This is a genomic window from Herminiimonas contaminans, from assembly GCF_015645465.1.
Lineage (GTDB): Bacteria > Pseudomonadota > Gammaproteobacteria > Burkholderiales > Burkholderiaceae_D > Oxalicibacterium > Oxalicibacterium contaminans.
This window is the reverse complement of sequence record NZ_JADOEL010000001.1, coordinates 411823-426060: the sequence shown is the minus strand read 5'-3', so window position 1 is coordinate 426060 and position 14238 is coordinate 411823. Positions and strand designations below refer to the sequence as shown.

Sequence of the window (14238 nt, the reverse complement as noted above, 5' to 3'; positions counted from 1 at the left end):
TATGCTGCTCTGGCTGGCACAATATTTTCAAGACGAACTAGGGCCACTGCGGGTCTTTAACTTTATTACTTTCCGCGCGGTGTTCGCGACCCTGACTGCACTGGTCATCGGCCTGGTCACAGGGCCGGCCGTGATCCGCATGCTGACCCGCCTGAAAGTCGGACAAGCAGTGCGCACCGACGGTCCGCAAACACATCTGGTGAAAAGCGGTACACCTACCATGGGTGGCGTGTTGATCCTGGTTTCCATCGGCATTTCGACTTTGCTCTGGACTGATCTCAGCAACCGCTTTATCTGGGTCGTGTTGATCGTGACGCTGGGCTTTGGTGCGATAGGCTGGGTCGATGATTACCGCAAGGTGGTCTATAAAGATCCGAAAGGCATGGCTTCGCGTGAAAAGTACATGTGGCAATCCATCATCGGTTTGTTTGCTGCTATTTATCTGGCGTTTTCGGTCTCCGCACCGAGCAATTCGCAATTCCTCGATCTGTTTGTGGCATGGGTGCAGTCCGGCTTCAGCATGGACTTGCCACCTAAAGCCGATCTGATTGTTCCTTTCTTTAAGACCATCAGCTATCCGTTGGGCGTCTGGGGCTTTATCGCACTGACTTACTTCGTTATCGTCGGCACCAGCAATGCAGTCAACCTGACCGACGGCCTCGACGGTCTGGCGATCATGCCGACCGTGATGGTGGGTACCGCGCTGGGTCTGTTTGCTTACCTGACCGGTAGCGCCAACTATTCCAAATACCTGTTCATTCCGCATATCCCGGGTGCCGGCGAATTGATTATTTTCTGCGGTGCGATGGCCGGTGCGGGTTTGGCTTTCCTCTGGTTCAACGCACATCCGGCGCAAGTTTTCATGGGCGACGTCGGTGCGCTGGCACTGGGTGGTGCGCTCGGCACCATCGCCGTCATCGTGCGCCAGGAAGTTGTGCTCTTCATCATGGGCGGCATCTTCGTGGTGGAAACACTGTCCGTCATGTTGCAGGTGGCCTACTTCAAGTACACCAAGATGCGCACCGGTATCGGTAAGCGCGTGTTGCTGATGGCGCCTTTGCACCATCATTTTGAACAAAAAGGCTGGAAAGAAACACAAGTCGTGGTGCGCTTCTGGATCATCACGATGATGCTGGTGTTGTTTGGTTTGTCTACTTTGAAATTACGCTAATGAACTACGCAGGTAAACACGTTCTGGTTTTAGGGCTCGGTGAATCCGGGCTGGCGATGGCGCAATGGCTGGTCCGTTGCGGCGCGTCTTTGCGTGTTGCCGATACGCGTGAGCAACCGGATCGCCTGCCGCAGTTGCGCGAGATCGCACCGCAAGCCGAGTTCATCGCAGGTACATTTGATGCCGCCTTGCTGGAAGGAATCGATTTCGTTGCCGTCAGCCCTGGCCTGATGCCAGCGCGCGAACTGGCCGCGATTATTCCAGCTGCCGCAGAAAAAGAAATCCCGGTCTGGGGCGAGATCGAGCTGTTCGCGCAGGCCCTGGCTGCACTGAAAGAAGAAAAAGAGTACGCACCGAAAGTCATCGCTATCACCGGCACCAATGGCAAAACCACGGTCACCAGCCTGGTTGGTTTGTTGTGCCAGCGTGCGGGTTTGACGGTGCAGGTGGCGGGCAATATCAGCCCGGCAGCACTGGATAAATTGCATCAGGTGCTGGCCGATGATCAATTGCCGCAAGTCTGGGTGCTGGAGTTGTCCAGCTTCCAGTTGCATACGACTTACAGCCTGCAAGCCGATGTCGCTACCGTCCTGAACCTGACCCAGGATCATCTCGACTGGCATGGCGACATGGCCGCTTACGCCGATGACAAAGCACGTATCTTCGGCAGCAACACGATACGCGTGCTGAATCGCGACGATGCGCTGGTTATGCAAATGGCTAGCCCGCTGGCGAAAGTCATCACCTTTGGTGCAGATGAAGCAGAGCAGGCAGATTGCTTCGGCCTGGTCGATGAAAACGGCATGCGCTGGTTGTCGGTTGCGGTAGAGGAAGAAGAGCCGCAAAAGAAACGCCGCAAGAAAGACAATGTCGAGCTGGCCGTATCGACCAATAAATTGATGCCGGTGGATGCACTCAAGATCCGTGGTCAGCACAATGCGATCAATGCCTTGTCGGCACTGGCGCTGTGCCGTTCGATAGGCTTGCCGTTTGCCCAGTTGCTGCACGGCTTGCGTGAGTATCACGGCGAGCCGCATCGGGTTGAACATGTGATGACCATAGGTGGCGTTGATTACTACGACGACAGCAAAGGTACCAACGTAGGCGCGACCGTGGCGGCCTTGAATGGTTTGGGTGCGAGCCAGGACGGCGCGTCCAATCATCTGGTGCTGATCGCTGGTGGTGATGGCAAAGGACAGGATTTTTCGCCACTGGCGGATCCGGTCGCCAAATATGCGCGTGCCGTTCTGCTGATCGGCAAGGATGCCGACAACATACGTGCAGCCTTGCAGGCGACCAGCGTGGAATTGATCAACTGCGCGACTTTGCAGGAAGCAACCCAGAAAGCCGCGGAACTGGCACAAGCGGGCGATGCAGTCTTGTTGTCGCCAGCATGCGCTAGCCTGGATATGTTCAAAAACTATGCGCATCGGGCGCAGGTTTTTGTTGATGAAGTGCGTGAAATCGGTTTGTCGCGTGGCGAGGTCTCTGCATGAAATTCGCCTTCCCATCATTCTCCGGCGCTGCGGCTAAAAAAGCCGTGACCAGTCTCGACCAGCGTTCGAAGATGATGGCCTACGACCAGCCTTTGGTGTGGGTGGTCGTGCTGCTGATGTTGTTTGGCATGGTGATGGTGTACTCGGCTTCGATTTCGCTGCCGGATTCGCCTAAGTATGCGCGTTACGACAATGCGCACTTCCTGACCCGCCAGGCGATGTTTATCAGTGTGTCGCTGTTTGCTGGTTTGCTGGCTTTCCGCGTACGCATAGAAACCTGGCAAAAGCTGGCGCCTTACCTGTTTGTGGCGACGCTGATTTTGCTGGTGCTGGTATTGGTGCCGGGCGTAGGTAAAGGCGTGAATGGTGCGCGTCGCTGGTTGTCGTTCAAGGTCTTCAACCTGCAACCGTCCGAGCTGATGAAGTTATTCGTGGTTTTGTATGCAGCTGATTACACAGTGCGTAAGCAGCAGTACATGCACAAGCTGACCAAAGGCTTTATGCCGATGACGCTGGCGATAGGTTTCGTTGGTTTGCTCTTGCTGCTGGAACCGGATTTGGGCGCGTTCGGTGTGATCGTGTGTATCGCGATGGGTATTTTGTTCCTCGGCGGTATCAACGGTATTTGGTTTGGTGGCATAGGCGCGACGCTGGTCGGTATTTTCAGCATGGTGATTATCTTGTCACCGTGGCGGCGCGAACGAATATTTGCTTACCTGAATCCGTGGGATGAAGAGAATGCATTGGGCAAGGCGTATCAGTTGTCGCACTCGTTGATCGCATTTGGTCGTGGTGAATTGTTTGGAGTCGGTCTCGGCGGCAGCGTGGAGAAACTGCATTACTTGCCGGAAGCGCATACCGACTTCTTGCTGGCGGTGATTGGTGAAGAGCTCGGTTTTGTTGGTGTGCTGGTGGTGGTGGCGCTGTTCTATTGGCTGATCAAGCGTGCATTTGAAATCGGCCGGCAGGCGATTGCGATTGATTTGACATTTGCCGGTTTGACGGCGAAGGGCATAGGTATCTGGATAGGTGTGCAGGCTTTCATCAATATGGGCGTGAACCTCGGCTTGCTGCCGACCAAGGGTTTGACGCTGCCATTGATGAGCTATGGCGGTTCGGGTGTGCTGATTAACTGCATAGGTTTGGCGATCCTGCTGCGTATCGATTATGAAAATCGCGTCCTGATGCGCGGAGGTCGTATATGAAACGACTCGTGATCATGGCGGCAGGTACGGGCGGACATATTTTCCCGGGACTCGCGATAGCGGAAACGATGAAGGCGCGCGGCTGGCAAGTGAGCTGGCTCGGCACTTCGCACGGTATGGAGCGTGAGCTGGTGCCTAAAGCGGGCATCGAGATGGACACCATAGAGTTCAGCGGCCTGCGCGGTAAGGGTTTGCGTCACACGATTACCGGTGCGTTCAAGCTGGTGGCGAGTTTTGCAACTTGCTTCTCCATCCTGAAGCGTCGCAATCCGGGCATTGTGCTGGGCATGGGCGGTTATGTAACGGTGCCTGGCGGTTTCATGGCGAAACTGCGCGGTGTGCCAGTGGTGCTGATTAATGCGGATGCTGCCCTGCAGTTGTCGAACAAGACTTTGACGCCGGTGGCCGAGCGCGTGCTGTTTGGCTTCCCGGCTGATTTTGGTCCGGCTGCGAGCAAGGCTTTGGTGACTGGTAATCCGGTGCGTCAGGAAATCATTGCGTTGCCGACGCCGACCGAGCGCTATGCAAAGCACAGCGGTCCTTTGAAGGTGCTGGTAGTGGGTGGCAGCCTGGGTGCAAAAGCACTGAACGATGCGATGCCTTTGGCTTTGGCGATGTTGCCAGCCGGGCAGCGACCAGTGGTTACGCATCAATCGGGTAAGAAGAATATAGATGCTTTACGCGCTAATTATGCGCAAGCAGGAGTGGAAGCAGAAGTTCTCGATTTTATCGATGACATGCCGCGTCGTTATGCAGAAGCAGATCTGGTGATTTGCCGTGCTGGTGCAATTACGGTGTCGGAATTGACCGCTGCGGGTGTGGCCAGTGTGCTGGTGCCTTTGCTGGTATCGACCACGACCCATCAACGTGATAACGCGCAGTGGATGGAAAAACAAAATGCGGCGATACACCTGCCGCAAAGTGAATTAAGCGCGCAGGGTTTGGCAGAACTGCTGCAAAACATGACGCGCGAGAAATGCAAGCAAATGGCCGAGGCAGCGTATGCCCAGGGTCGCCGCGATGCGAATGCCGCTATCGCCGATGTACTTGAAAAGTTAGTGAAGATCACATGAAGCACAAAGTCAAAAATATTCATTTCGTCGGCATCGGCGGCAGCGGTATGAGTGGTATCGCTGAAGTGCTGCTGAATCTCGGCTATACGGTGTCAGGCTCCGACCTCGGCAGCAATGCCGCGACCCGTCGCCTGAGCGAGCTGGGTGCGAAAGTGATGCTGGGTCACGCGGCTGAGAATGTGGAAAAAGCAGATGCGATCGTCACTTCGACCGCAGTCAAGGAAGACAATCCGGAAGTCATCGCTGCCCGTGAAAAGCACATTCCTATCGTGCCGCGTGCTGTGATGCTGGCTGAGCTGATGCGCCTGCGTCGCGGTATCGCGATTGCCGGTACCCACGGCAAGACCACGACTACCAGCCTGGTTGCCAGTGTATTGGCCGAGGGTGGCCTGGACCCTACGTTTGTGATCGGTGGCTTGCTTAATAGCGCAGGTGCGAATGCCAAGCTCGGTACCGGTGAATTCATCGTGGCTGAAGCCGATGAGTCGGACGCGTCCTTCCTCAACCTGTCGCCGGTGATTGAAGTCATTACGAATATCGATGCCGACCATATGGAAACTTATGGTCACGACTTTGAAAAACTGAAGCAGGCTTTCATCGAATTCACGCAGCGCTTGCCGTTCTACGGCGTTGCAGTGCTGTGCCTGGACGATGCGACGATACGCGAAATCATGCCGCGTATCTCCAAGCTGATCACGACATACGGCTTCCATGAAGATGCGCAAGTACGCGCGATTGACGCGCAAGCCATCGATGGTCATATGCATTTCACCGTGTTGCAGCAAGGTTATGCGCCGATGAAAGTCAGCCTGAACCAGCCTGGCATGCATAACGTACAGAACGCCTGTGCCGCGATTGCGATTGCACGCGAACTGGGTGTCGCTGATCAGGCGACACAAAAAGCACTGACTGAATTCAATGGTGTGGGCCGTCGCTTCACACGCTATGGAGAAATAAGCATCCCGGCTGTCAACGACAAGCCTGCTGGCTCGTTTGCTCTGGTGGACGATTACGGCCATCACCCGGTGGAAACCGCAGCAACCATCGCAGCGGCGCGCGGTGCTTATCCGGGGCGTCGCCTGGTGTTGGCATTTCAGCCGCATCGCTATACGCGTACCCGTGATTTGTTCGAGGACTTCGTCAAGGTCTTGTCGACTACCGACATGCTGGTGCTGGCGGAAGTGTATGCAGCAGGTGAGCAGCCTATCGTTGCCGCCGACGGACGCACGCTGGCGCATGCGTTGCGGGTGGCAGGCAAGGTAGACCCGGTGTTCGTGGAAAAGATAGCCGATATGCCGGCGACCATCATGAACATCATCAAGGATGGTGATGTGGTGATCACGATGGGTGCAGGATCGATTAGTGGCGTGCCAGCCAAATTGGCAAAGCCTGAGTGAAGAAGATCATGACTACAGAGCAAATGAAAAAGGAATTTGGCAAGGTCGGCGTGTTGTTCGGCGGCCGCTCTGCCGAGCGCGAGGTTTCGCTGATGTCGGGCAAGGGTGTATTGGCAGCCTTGCAATCGAAAGGCGTAGACGCGCATCCGTTTGATCCGGCTGAGCGCAGCCTGGCGGAACTGGCAGCGGAAAAATTTGATCGCGTTTTTATCGCGCTGCATGGCCGCTTTGGCGAAGACGGCAGCCTGCAGGGTGCGCTGGAACAGCTGGGTATTCCATACACCGGACCGGGGGTAATGGCGTCGGCGATTGCGATGGATAAAGTGATTACCAAGCGTGTGTGTCTGAGCCACGGTGTGCCTACACCGAAGTTCACCGCGCTGGAAGTGGAAGCGACTACGCCAGAACAGTTGCAGGCAATCGCAGCCGAGTTCGGTATGCCGCTGATGCTGAAGGCGCCGCATGAAGGTTCGACCATAGGTATCGCCAAGGTTGAAACAGCGGCAGGCATGCAGGCCGGTTTTGATTTGTGCGCCAAATACGATGATGTGGTGCTGGTTGAGCAATTCGTCAAAGGACGTGAATTGACAGTGCCGGTACTGGGTAGTGGTCGCAATGCACGCGCGTTGCCGATAGTTGAAATCATCGCGCCGCAAGGTAACTACGATTACGAGCACAAGTACTTCAGTGATGACACTCAATACCTGTGCCCGGCACCGCTAGACGCAGCTTTTACCAAACGGGTACAGGCATTGGCGGTCAACGCCTTCAATGCCGTTGGTTGCACCGGCTGGGCGCGGGTGGATTTCCTGGTGCGTGAATCGGATAACGAGCCATTCCTGTTGGAGATTAATACTTCGCCGGGCATGACCGGTCACTCGCTGGTGCCGATGTCGGCCAAGGTCGCGGGTACTGCTTATGAAGATTTGTGTGTGGAAATTTTGCGTATGGCCAAGCTGGGCCTGAAACCAGTGCAGCACAAGTAATTGAGACGGAACGATAGATAACGCTATGTGGCAAGACATCAGAACCCTGAACGCAACCGCCAATGCCTTGTTCGGCCTGGTCGCGCTCGCGCTGGTTTCTTGCTGCCTGTGGTGGGTCGCGCAACGGCCTTATTTCACGCTGAAGGTGATACGCATAGAAGGTGCGGAGCAGGCGCAGTTGCGGCATATCAATCCGCTGACCGTACGCAGTGCAGTGCTGGCACGTATCAAGGGCAATTTCTTTACGGCCAATCTGGATACGGTACGTCAGACATTTGAATCAGTACCTTGGGTACGCAAGGCAACGATACGTCGTGACTGGCCGAACCAATTGACGGTGACGCTGGAAGAGCACACGCCGCTGGGTACCTGGGGTGAAGACGGACGTTTGTTGTCGACCAAGGGCGATGTATTTACCGCCAATCTGGCCGAGGCGGAAGAGGATGCCAACCTGCTGACCTTCAATGGTCCGCCGGGAAGTGAAAAAGAAGTGGTGGCGCGCCTGAATGATTTGAATGAATGGTTCGCGCCGTTGAATTTAAGCGCCGAGGCACTTTCATTGTCGGGGCGCTATGCGTGGACTGTGAAGCTGAGCAATGGCGTGACAGTGGAGTTTGGCAGGGAGAAAAGCAGTACGACTTTGAAGGAACGCGTGGATCGATTGGTGGGGATATATCCGCAATTGCTCGCACGTTTGCAGGACAGGATAGAAAGTATTGATATGCGTTATCCGAACGGATTGGCCCTGAAGGCGCAGGGTTTGAAGGTCGGATCGGACAGTAAAAAAAAGTAAGTGGAAAAACATGACTAAAGACGCAAAAAACCTGATCGTCGGTCTCGACATCGGCACCTCGAAAGTGGTGGCTGTAGTGGCGGAAGTAATGCCCAACGGCCGACACGAAGTGATTGGTCTGGGCCAGCACGAATCCAAGGGGCTGAAGAAGGGGGTGGTCGTTAATATCGAAGCGACCGTCGAATCGATACAGCGCGCACTGGAAGAAGCAGAGCTGATGGCGGACTGCAAGATCCGCAATGTGTATACCGGTATCGCCGGTAACCACATCCGCAGCTTCAATTCCAGCGGCATGGTGGCGATCAAGGATAAGGAAGTCACGGCGACCGATGTTGCACGCGTGATCGAAACCGCGAAAGCCGTCAATATCCCGACCGACCAGCAATTGCTGCACACCGTGCCGCAGGAATTCATTGTCGATAATCAGGAAGATGTGCGTGAACCTATCGGCATGAGCGGCATCCGACTCGAGGTGAAGGTACACATCGTGACCGGTGCTGTTTCCGCCGTGCAGAACATCGTCAAATGTATCCGTCGTTGTGGTCTGGAAGTCTCCGATCTGATTTTGCAGCCTATGGCTTCAGCCGAAGCAGTGCTGACGGCAGACGAAAAAGAATTGGGCGTGGTGCTGATTGATATCGGTGGCGGTACGACCGATGTTGCGATCTTCACCGAAGGTGCGATCCGTCATACCGCTGTGATCCCGATTGCCGGTGACCAGATCACCAACGATATCGCGATGGCGGTACGTACGCCGACTGCGGAAGCAGAAGAAATCAAATTACGTTACGGCATGGCCAAGCAAGTGTTGGCTGATCCGGCCGAAACGCTGGAAGTACCTGGCCTCGGTGATCGCGGTACCCGCGCCTTGTCACGCCAGGCTTTGGCTGCAGTGATCGAGCCGCGTATTGAAGAATTGTTTTCGCTGGTGCATCAGGTGGTGCGTGAATCCGGTTACGAAGAAGTGCTGTCATCCGGCATCGTGCTGACCGGTGGTACCGCGATGATGCCGGGTATGGCAGAACTGGCAGAAGATATTTTCTTAAAGCCTGCGCGTTTGGGTACGCCCGAATACAACGGCCAGTTGGCAGATGTAGTCCGTAGTCCGCGGTATGCAACCGTATTGGGTTTGTTGTTGGAAGCGAAAAAGCAGTACCTGCGTGGACACATCGTCACGCGTCAGGATGGCTCGACGGTGGCAATTTTCCGTCGTATGAAGGAATGGTTTTTAGGTAATTTTTAAGTTGGTATTTACGCAGTAAGTATTTAATTCGCAGCAAATATTTAGTTTTGTCTTAACTCATTTTGTAATAACCCGCAGTTAGCAGTTGCTAGTTGTCACACCGCGTGAGAACTATCAACTGGAAACTGCATAATCTTTAAGGAACTATCATGGAAATCGACATGCTCGAAAATGTGGCACAAGGAACCGTGATCAAGGTGGTTGGCGTTGGTGGTGCTGGTGGCAACGCTGTACAACACATGATCAATAAAGGCGTGAACGGCGTTGAATTCATCGTCGCCAACACCGATGCGCAAGCATTGCAATTATCGAAGGCGCACAACATCATTCAAATCGGTGAAACCGGTCTGGGTGCTGGCATGAAGCCTGCGGTAGGTCGTCAGCTGGCGGAAGAAACCCGTCCACGCATCGAAGATGCACTGCGCGGCGCACACATGGTCTTTATCGCTGCAGGTATGGGCGGCGGTACCGGTACCGGTGCTGCTCCTATCATTGCGCAAATCGCGAAAGAGCAAGGCGCACTGACAGTGGCTGTGGTTTCCAAGCCATTCTCGTACGAAGGCCGCAAGTGCATGGACATCGCTGACGAAGGTCTGGAAGCGTTGGGCCAGCACGTAGATTCGCTGATTATCATCCTGAACGAAAAACTGGAAGAGATTTACGAAGACGACAGCATGATCGAATGGCTGCAACACGCGGATGACGTATTGAACAATGCCGTTGCCGGTATTGCAGAAATCATCAACGTACCAGGTCATATCAACGTCGACTTCAATGACGTGAAAACGATCATGGGCGAACAAGGCAAGGCGATGATGGGTACCGCAACCGCACAAGGTATCGATCGTGCACGTATCGCTGCTGAACAAGCAGTGGCTTCGCCATTGCTCGACGGCATCGACCTGTCCGGCGCGCGCGGCGTACTGGTCAACGTGACTGCCAGCCGTGGCCTCAAAGGTAAGGAAATCAAGGAAGTCATGGCGACTGTCCGTGCATTCGCAGCTCCAGACGCATCGATCGCGCAAGGTATCGCGTACGACGATGAAATGGGCGACGATATCCGCGTGACCGTGGTGGCAACTGGCCTGGGTCGTGCGCGTAAAGGCGTACAACTGGTACAGACTCCAATGTTGCGTACCGGCACCCATAACGAACCTATGATGGCCAACACCGGCATGATGCAAGGCGCAGCGCAACCAGCCGCTTCGTTCGACGGTTTGAAGGCGCCAGCAGTATGGCGTCGTGAATCGGCGTCCGATACGGTACGTGCGCTGGAGAAAAACGGCATGGAAACCTACGATATTCCTGCCTTCCTGCGCAAACAGGCTGACTGATTCCGTATGGCATTTTGCGGGTAGCTTGACGATTTATTGTCAAACTACCTGCAAAATTGAACGGAACAAGGCATACTTCGGTTTCTACGCCGCGCCACGTGCGCGGCGTTTTCTAGTCGGCTATGCCGGTAAAACTATTCAAAGGAATTCGCAATGACAATCAAAGTTGGTGATCAGCTGCCAGAAGCGCGGCTCGCAGAATACGTCGATGTAGCAACTGAAGGCTGCTCCGTTGGCCCAAGCAAAGTCATGGTGCACGAAGCAACCAAAGGCAAAAAAATCGCAATTTTCGCGGTTCCTGGTGCATTTACCCCAACCTGCTCCGAACAACACGCTCCTGGCTACATCCAGGCAGCTGACCAGTTCAAAGCCAAAGGCGTTGACGAAATCTGGTGCATCTCGGTTAACGATCCGTTCGTTATGGGCGCATGGGGCCGTGAACAAAAAGCAGCTGGCAAAGTACGTTTCATCGCTGACGGCAGCGGTACTTTCACCAAGGCACTGGGTCTGGAATTCGATCTGACCAAGGGCGGCCTGGGTGTGCGTTCGCAACGTTACTCGATGCTGGTTGAAGACGGCGTCGTCAAACAATTGAACGTTGAAGACAGCGGTCACCTGGAAGTATCGACAGCAGAAAAACTGCTGGCACAAATCTAAGTTCCTGTTTCCGCAGGAAAATATAAAGAACGGCGCCTGGTGCGCCGTTTTTTATGCCTGCAGTTGGCGGAGAGCGCCGCCTGGCTGTTGTTTTAGATGTCAGCAGGCGTAACAGTGTCGGGTGATTTGCGGCTTAGGTTGCTATAATCACAGCATGTTAAAACAACGCACCATCAAACAAGTGGTCAAGTCCGTTGGCGTCGGTCTGCATTCCGGCACCAAGGTAGAACTGACCATGCATCCGGCACCGATCGATGCCGGTATCGTATTTCGTCGTGTCGACCTCGACCCAGTGGTCGAATTGCCTGCGCAGGCGACCATCGTCGGCGATACGCGTATGGCATCGACACTGCAAAAAGGTGATGCCAAGGTTTCCACTGTTGAGCACCTGATGTCGGCCTGCGCCGGCCTGGGTATCGACAATCTGTATGTCGACCTGACCGCTGAAGAAGTGCCCATCATGGATGGTTCGGCCTCTTCCTTTGTCTTCCTGCTGCAGCAAGCCGGTTTGCAGGAGCAGGACGCGCCGAAGAAATTCATCCGTATCAAGAAAACGGTGGAAGTGCGGCAGGGCAGTGGTGATCGTGAAATCTGGGCACGACTGGAGCCATATGAAGGCTTCAAGCTCAAGTTCTTTATCCAGTTCAATCATCCGGCAGTCGACGGCACCGGCCAGACTGCAGAAATCGATTTCAGCTTTGAGTCATACGTAAAGGATGTCGCACGTGCGCGTACCTTTGGTTTCATGCAGGATATGGAAACCTTGCGTGGCATGGGCCTGATACGCGGCGGCTCGCTGGAAAATGCGATCGTGATGGATGAATATCGCATCCTCAATACCGATGGTTTACGCTACGACAATGAGTTCGTGCGGCACAAGATACTGGATGCGATTGGTGATTTATATCTGGTGGGGCATCCGCTGATCGCCAGCTATAACGCGCATAAATCCGGTCATATGCTGAACAACCTGCTGGTAAGGGCGTTGCTGGAACAGCCGGATGCGTATGAAATCGTCACGTTTGAAAAAGTCGAAACCGCACCTACCGATTATGCCCGTCAAGCCAGCCTTGAATGGGCGCTGACCTGATCAGACAGGTCGTCTTCCTATTGATTATTTGATGCCAGCGCTGCCGTCGGGCGTCAAATAATCAGCTTTCCATCAAATTCCTGTTTTTGCTTTTTTGCTGTGATGATGTTGCATCATCGATTCCAGCGCCGCTTTTAATGCCTGGTTGCGCGGACTGTCTTCCAGCGCTTCCTCCAACTCTGCAAACGCGGAAATCGCTTGTCGGGGCAGTTCCAATTGTCTGGAAGCTGTTGATTTTATAAGGGTTTTGGCAACTTGCACTTTGAGGCGTATTGCGTTAACCTGCCAACCCCGCTGCTGCAATTCATCTTGTAATTTTGGTAATTGTTGTTTCAGTCGCGCCGCCAATGCTGCATTGGGCGTAGACAAAACCAGCTGGTTCGCCTCAAACTGCAACACCGCACAGTGCGCAAACATGGCCGGTAACGCTGCAGCACAATCGTTCTGTAGCGACGCCATGCGTTGGACTGCCGGTAACAGTGCCGCAAGCTTGTCGTGCGAACGCAAGAATTCCGCAGCACCCTTCGCAGGTTTTTGCGTGGGAGTGCTTTGTTTGAATGGGATAAATGAGGATGGTCGCATCGTCATGGAACCTTATCACACCTCGTCTTGAAGCGGCGAGCCTAGGGAGTCGCGATGCAGATTATTTTGTTGCACCCTCGTTTTACCCATGCCAAGTCAGTCACGCTGACGCGCCGGCATTTGCTGGCCTTGTTCGTCAGTTTTGTCGTGGCAGTTATCCTCGGCGCATCCTTCCTGTCCTACCTCGTATTCAGCAATGCCTCCAGCATGCCGTCGCCGGTGCGCGAACTGGTGAGTGGCGGTTCCAGTGGTGAGGAGGCTAATAAAGACAAATTCCTCAAAGAGAACCTGGCGCTGATGGCGCGCCGCCTCGGTGAGATGCAGGCGCAACTGATGCGTCTTGATGCGTTGGGCGAACGGGTGCAAGGTCTGGCCGGTGTCAAACCAACCGAATTCAATTTCCGCGAGATGCCTGGTCGTGGTGGCATAGAGCCGATGGACGGTACCAGCAGCCGTGATCTCACCATGTCCGAATTCAAGGCGCTACTTGATGCGATGGCGCACGACGTCGAGCGTCGTGCCGACTATATGAATGTGGTCGAGTCGACGCTGATGAGCGACAAGATCAAATCCAAGCTACTGCCTACCATCCAGCCGGTTAACGTCAGCTACAACGCTTCGACCTTTGGCCGTCGCCTCGATCCGTTCTCGGGTCGCAGCGCGATGCATGAGGGGATAGATTTTGCTGCGCCTATCGGTACGCCTATCGTGGCGGCTGCTGGCGGTGTGGTGACAGTGGCTGAATTCCATCCGCAATACGGGAATATGATGGAAATCGACCATGGCAATGACATGATTACCCGTTATGCGCATACTTCGCGCCTGTTGATGCAGGTCGGCGACATCGTGCGACGTGGCCAGCATATTGCCGATATAGGTACCACCGGCCGTTCGACCGGCCCGCATCTGCACTTCGAAGTGCGGGTCAAGGGTGTGGCGCAGGACCCGCATAAATTCCTGTTGGCAGGTGCAAACCAGGCGCGACTGGCCGCGAAATGACGTTTTATACCCGAGCGCGAGCTAAGGGTATTCAGGCGCTGGGCGAACAAAAGTCGCTATGACGGGTCAGATCTGGCACTGCTAGTTGCAAAAGCCATTGCAAAAGCTATTGTTTCCGGACTGATAAGCCCAATATGCCGGAAACGACATGATAAAATCCACCATTTAGCCCAAGCCCAATTCGATGCAGGTCAGGCCATAGCTTGCTGCAT

The 14238-nt window shown here is 54.5% G+C and carries 13 protein-coding genes; 12 read left to right on the top strand and 1 reads right to left on the bottom strand.

Annotation, left to right across the window (positions count from 1 at the left end):
• Window position 1: 1 nt before the first annotated feature.
• The 11 genes from mraY to lpxC all read left to right on the top strand — a co-directional run bounded on the left by mraY (window position 2) and on the right by lpxC (window position 12445).
• A complete protein-coding gene (gene mraY / locus IXC47_RS01895; RefSeq protein WP_175624929.1) occupies window positions 2–1171 on the top strand; it encodes a phospho-N-acetylmuramoyl-pentapeptide-transferase in 1170 nt (389 codons plus the stop codon).
• Window positions 1171–2667: a UDP-N-acetylmuramoyl-L-alanine--D-glutamate ligase gene (gene murD / locus IXC47_RS01890; protein WP_195874532.1), complete on the top strand. Its 1497-nt coding sequence runs from the start codon at window positions 1171–1173 to the stop codon at window positions 2665–2667. Before mraY ends, murD begins: the two co-directional genes overlap by 1 nt.
• Window positions 2664–3872 carry a putative lipid II flippase FtsW gene (gene ftsW / locus IXC47_RS01885; RefSeq protein ID WP_175624931.1) on the top strand — a complete coding sequence of 403 codons (1209 nt, stop codon included), beginning with the start codon at window positions 2664–2666 and terminating at the stop codon, window positions 3870–3872. Before murD ends, ftsW begins: the two co-directional genes overlap by 4 nt.
• Window positions 3869–4945, top strand: a complete 1077-nt coding sequence (gene murG / locus IXC47_RS01880; protein ID WP_195874531.1) for an undecaprenyldiphospho-muramoylpentapeptide beta-N-acetylglucosaminyltransferase — start codon at window positions 3869–3871, stop codon at window positions 4943–4945. The genes ftsW and murG overlap by 4 nt, the downstream gene beginning before the upstream one ends.
• On the top strand, window positions 4942–6342 hold the full coding sequence (murC, locus tag IXC47_RS01875) for a UDP-N-acetylmuramate--L-alanine ligase (RefSeq protein WP_175624933.1): 1401 nt from the start codon (window positions 4942–4944) through the stop codon (window positions 6340–6342). The genes murG and murC overlap by 4 nt, the downstream gene beginning before the upstream one ends.
• A gap of 8 nt (window positions 6343–6350) precedes the next feature.
• Window positions 6351–7328 carry a D-alanine--D-alanine ligase gene (locus tag IXC47_RS01870; protein WP_195874530.1) on the top strand — a complete coding sequence of 326 codons (978 nt, stop codon included), beginning with the start codon at window positions 6351–6353 and terminating at the stop codon, window positions 7326–7328.
• Window positions 7329–7353: 25 nt separating this feature from the next.
• A complete protein-coding gene (locus IXC47_RS01865; protein ID WP_195874529.1) occupies window positions 7354–8121 on the top strand; it encodes a cell division protein FtsQ/DivIB in 768 nt (255 codons plus the stop codon).
• A gap of 10 nt (window positions 8122–8131) precedes the next feature.
• Window positions 8132–9364 (top strand): cell division protein FtsA, encoded by a 1233-nt coding sequence (gene ftsA, locus IXC47_RS01860; RefSeq protein WP_175624936.1) that lies wholly within the window; start codon window positions 8132–8134, stop codon window positions 9362–9364.
• A gap of 149 nt (window positions 9365–9513) precedes the next feature.
• The gene (ftsZ, locus tag IXC47_RS01855; protein WP_175624937.1) at window positions 9514–10698 is read left to right on the top strand and encodes a cell division protein FtsZ; all 1185 of its coding nucleotides are present in this window, start codon (window positions 9514–9516) and stop codon (window positions 10696–10698) included.
• Window positions 10699–10851: 153 nt separating this feature from the next.
• Window positions 10852–11355 (top strand): peroxiredoxin, encoded by a 504-nt coding sequence (locus IXC47_RS01850; protein ID WP_175624938.1) that lies wholly within the window; start codon window positions 10852–10854, stop codon window positions 11353–11355.
• Between the two features lie 154 nt (window positions 11356–11509).
• Window positions 11510–12445 (top strand): UDP-3-O-acyl-N-acetylglucosamine deacetylase, encoded by a 936-nt coding sequence (gene lpxC / locus IXC47_RS01845; RefSeq protein WP_175624939.1) that lies wholly within the window; start codon window positions 11510–11512, stop codon window positions 12443–12445.
• 72 nt (window positions 12446–12517) lie between these two features.
• Here the strand turns inward: lpxC and IXC47_RS01840 are convergent, their stop codons facing one another.
• Window positions 12518–13033 carry a DciA family protein gene (locus IXC47_RS01840; protein WP_195874528.1) on the bottom strand — a complete coding sequence of 172 codons (516 nt, stop codon included), beginning with the start codon at window positions 13031–13033 and terminating at the stop codon, window positions 12518–12520.
• 48 nt (window positions 13034–13081) lie between these two features.
• Between IXC47_RS01840 and IXC47_RS01835 the strand changes: the two genes are divergently transcribed.
• The gene (locus tag IXC47_RS01835; RefSeq protein ID WP_175624941.1) at window positions 13082–14026 is read left to right on the top strand and encodes a M23 family metallopeptidase; all 945 of its coding nucleotides are present in this window, start codon (window positions 13082–13084) and stop codon (window positions 14024–14026) included.
• Window positions 14027–14238: the final 212 nt, after the last annotated feature.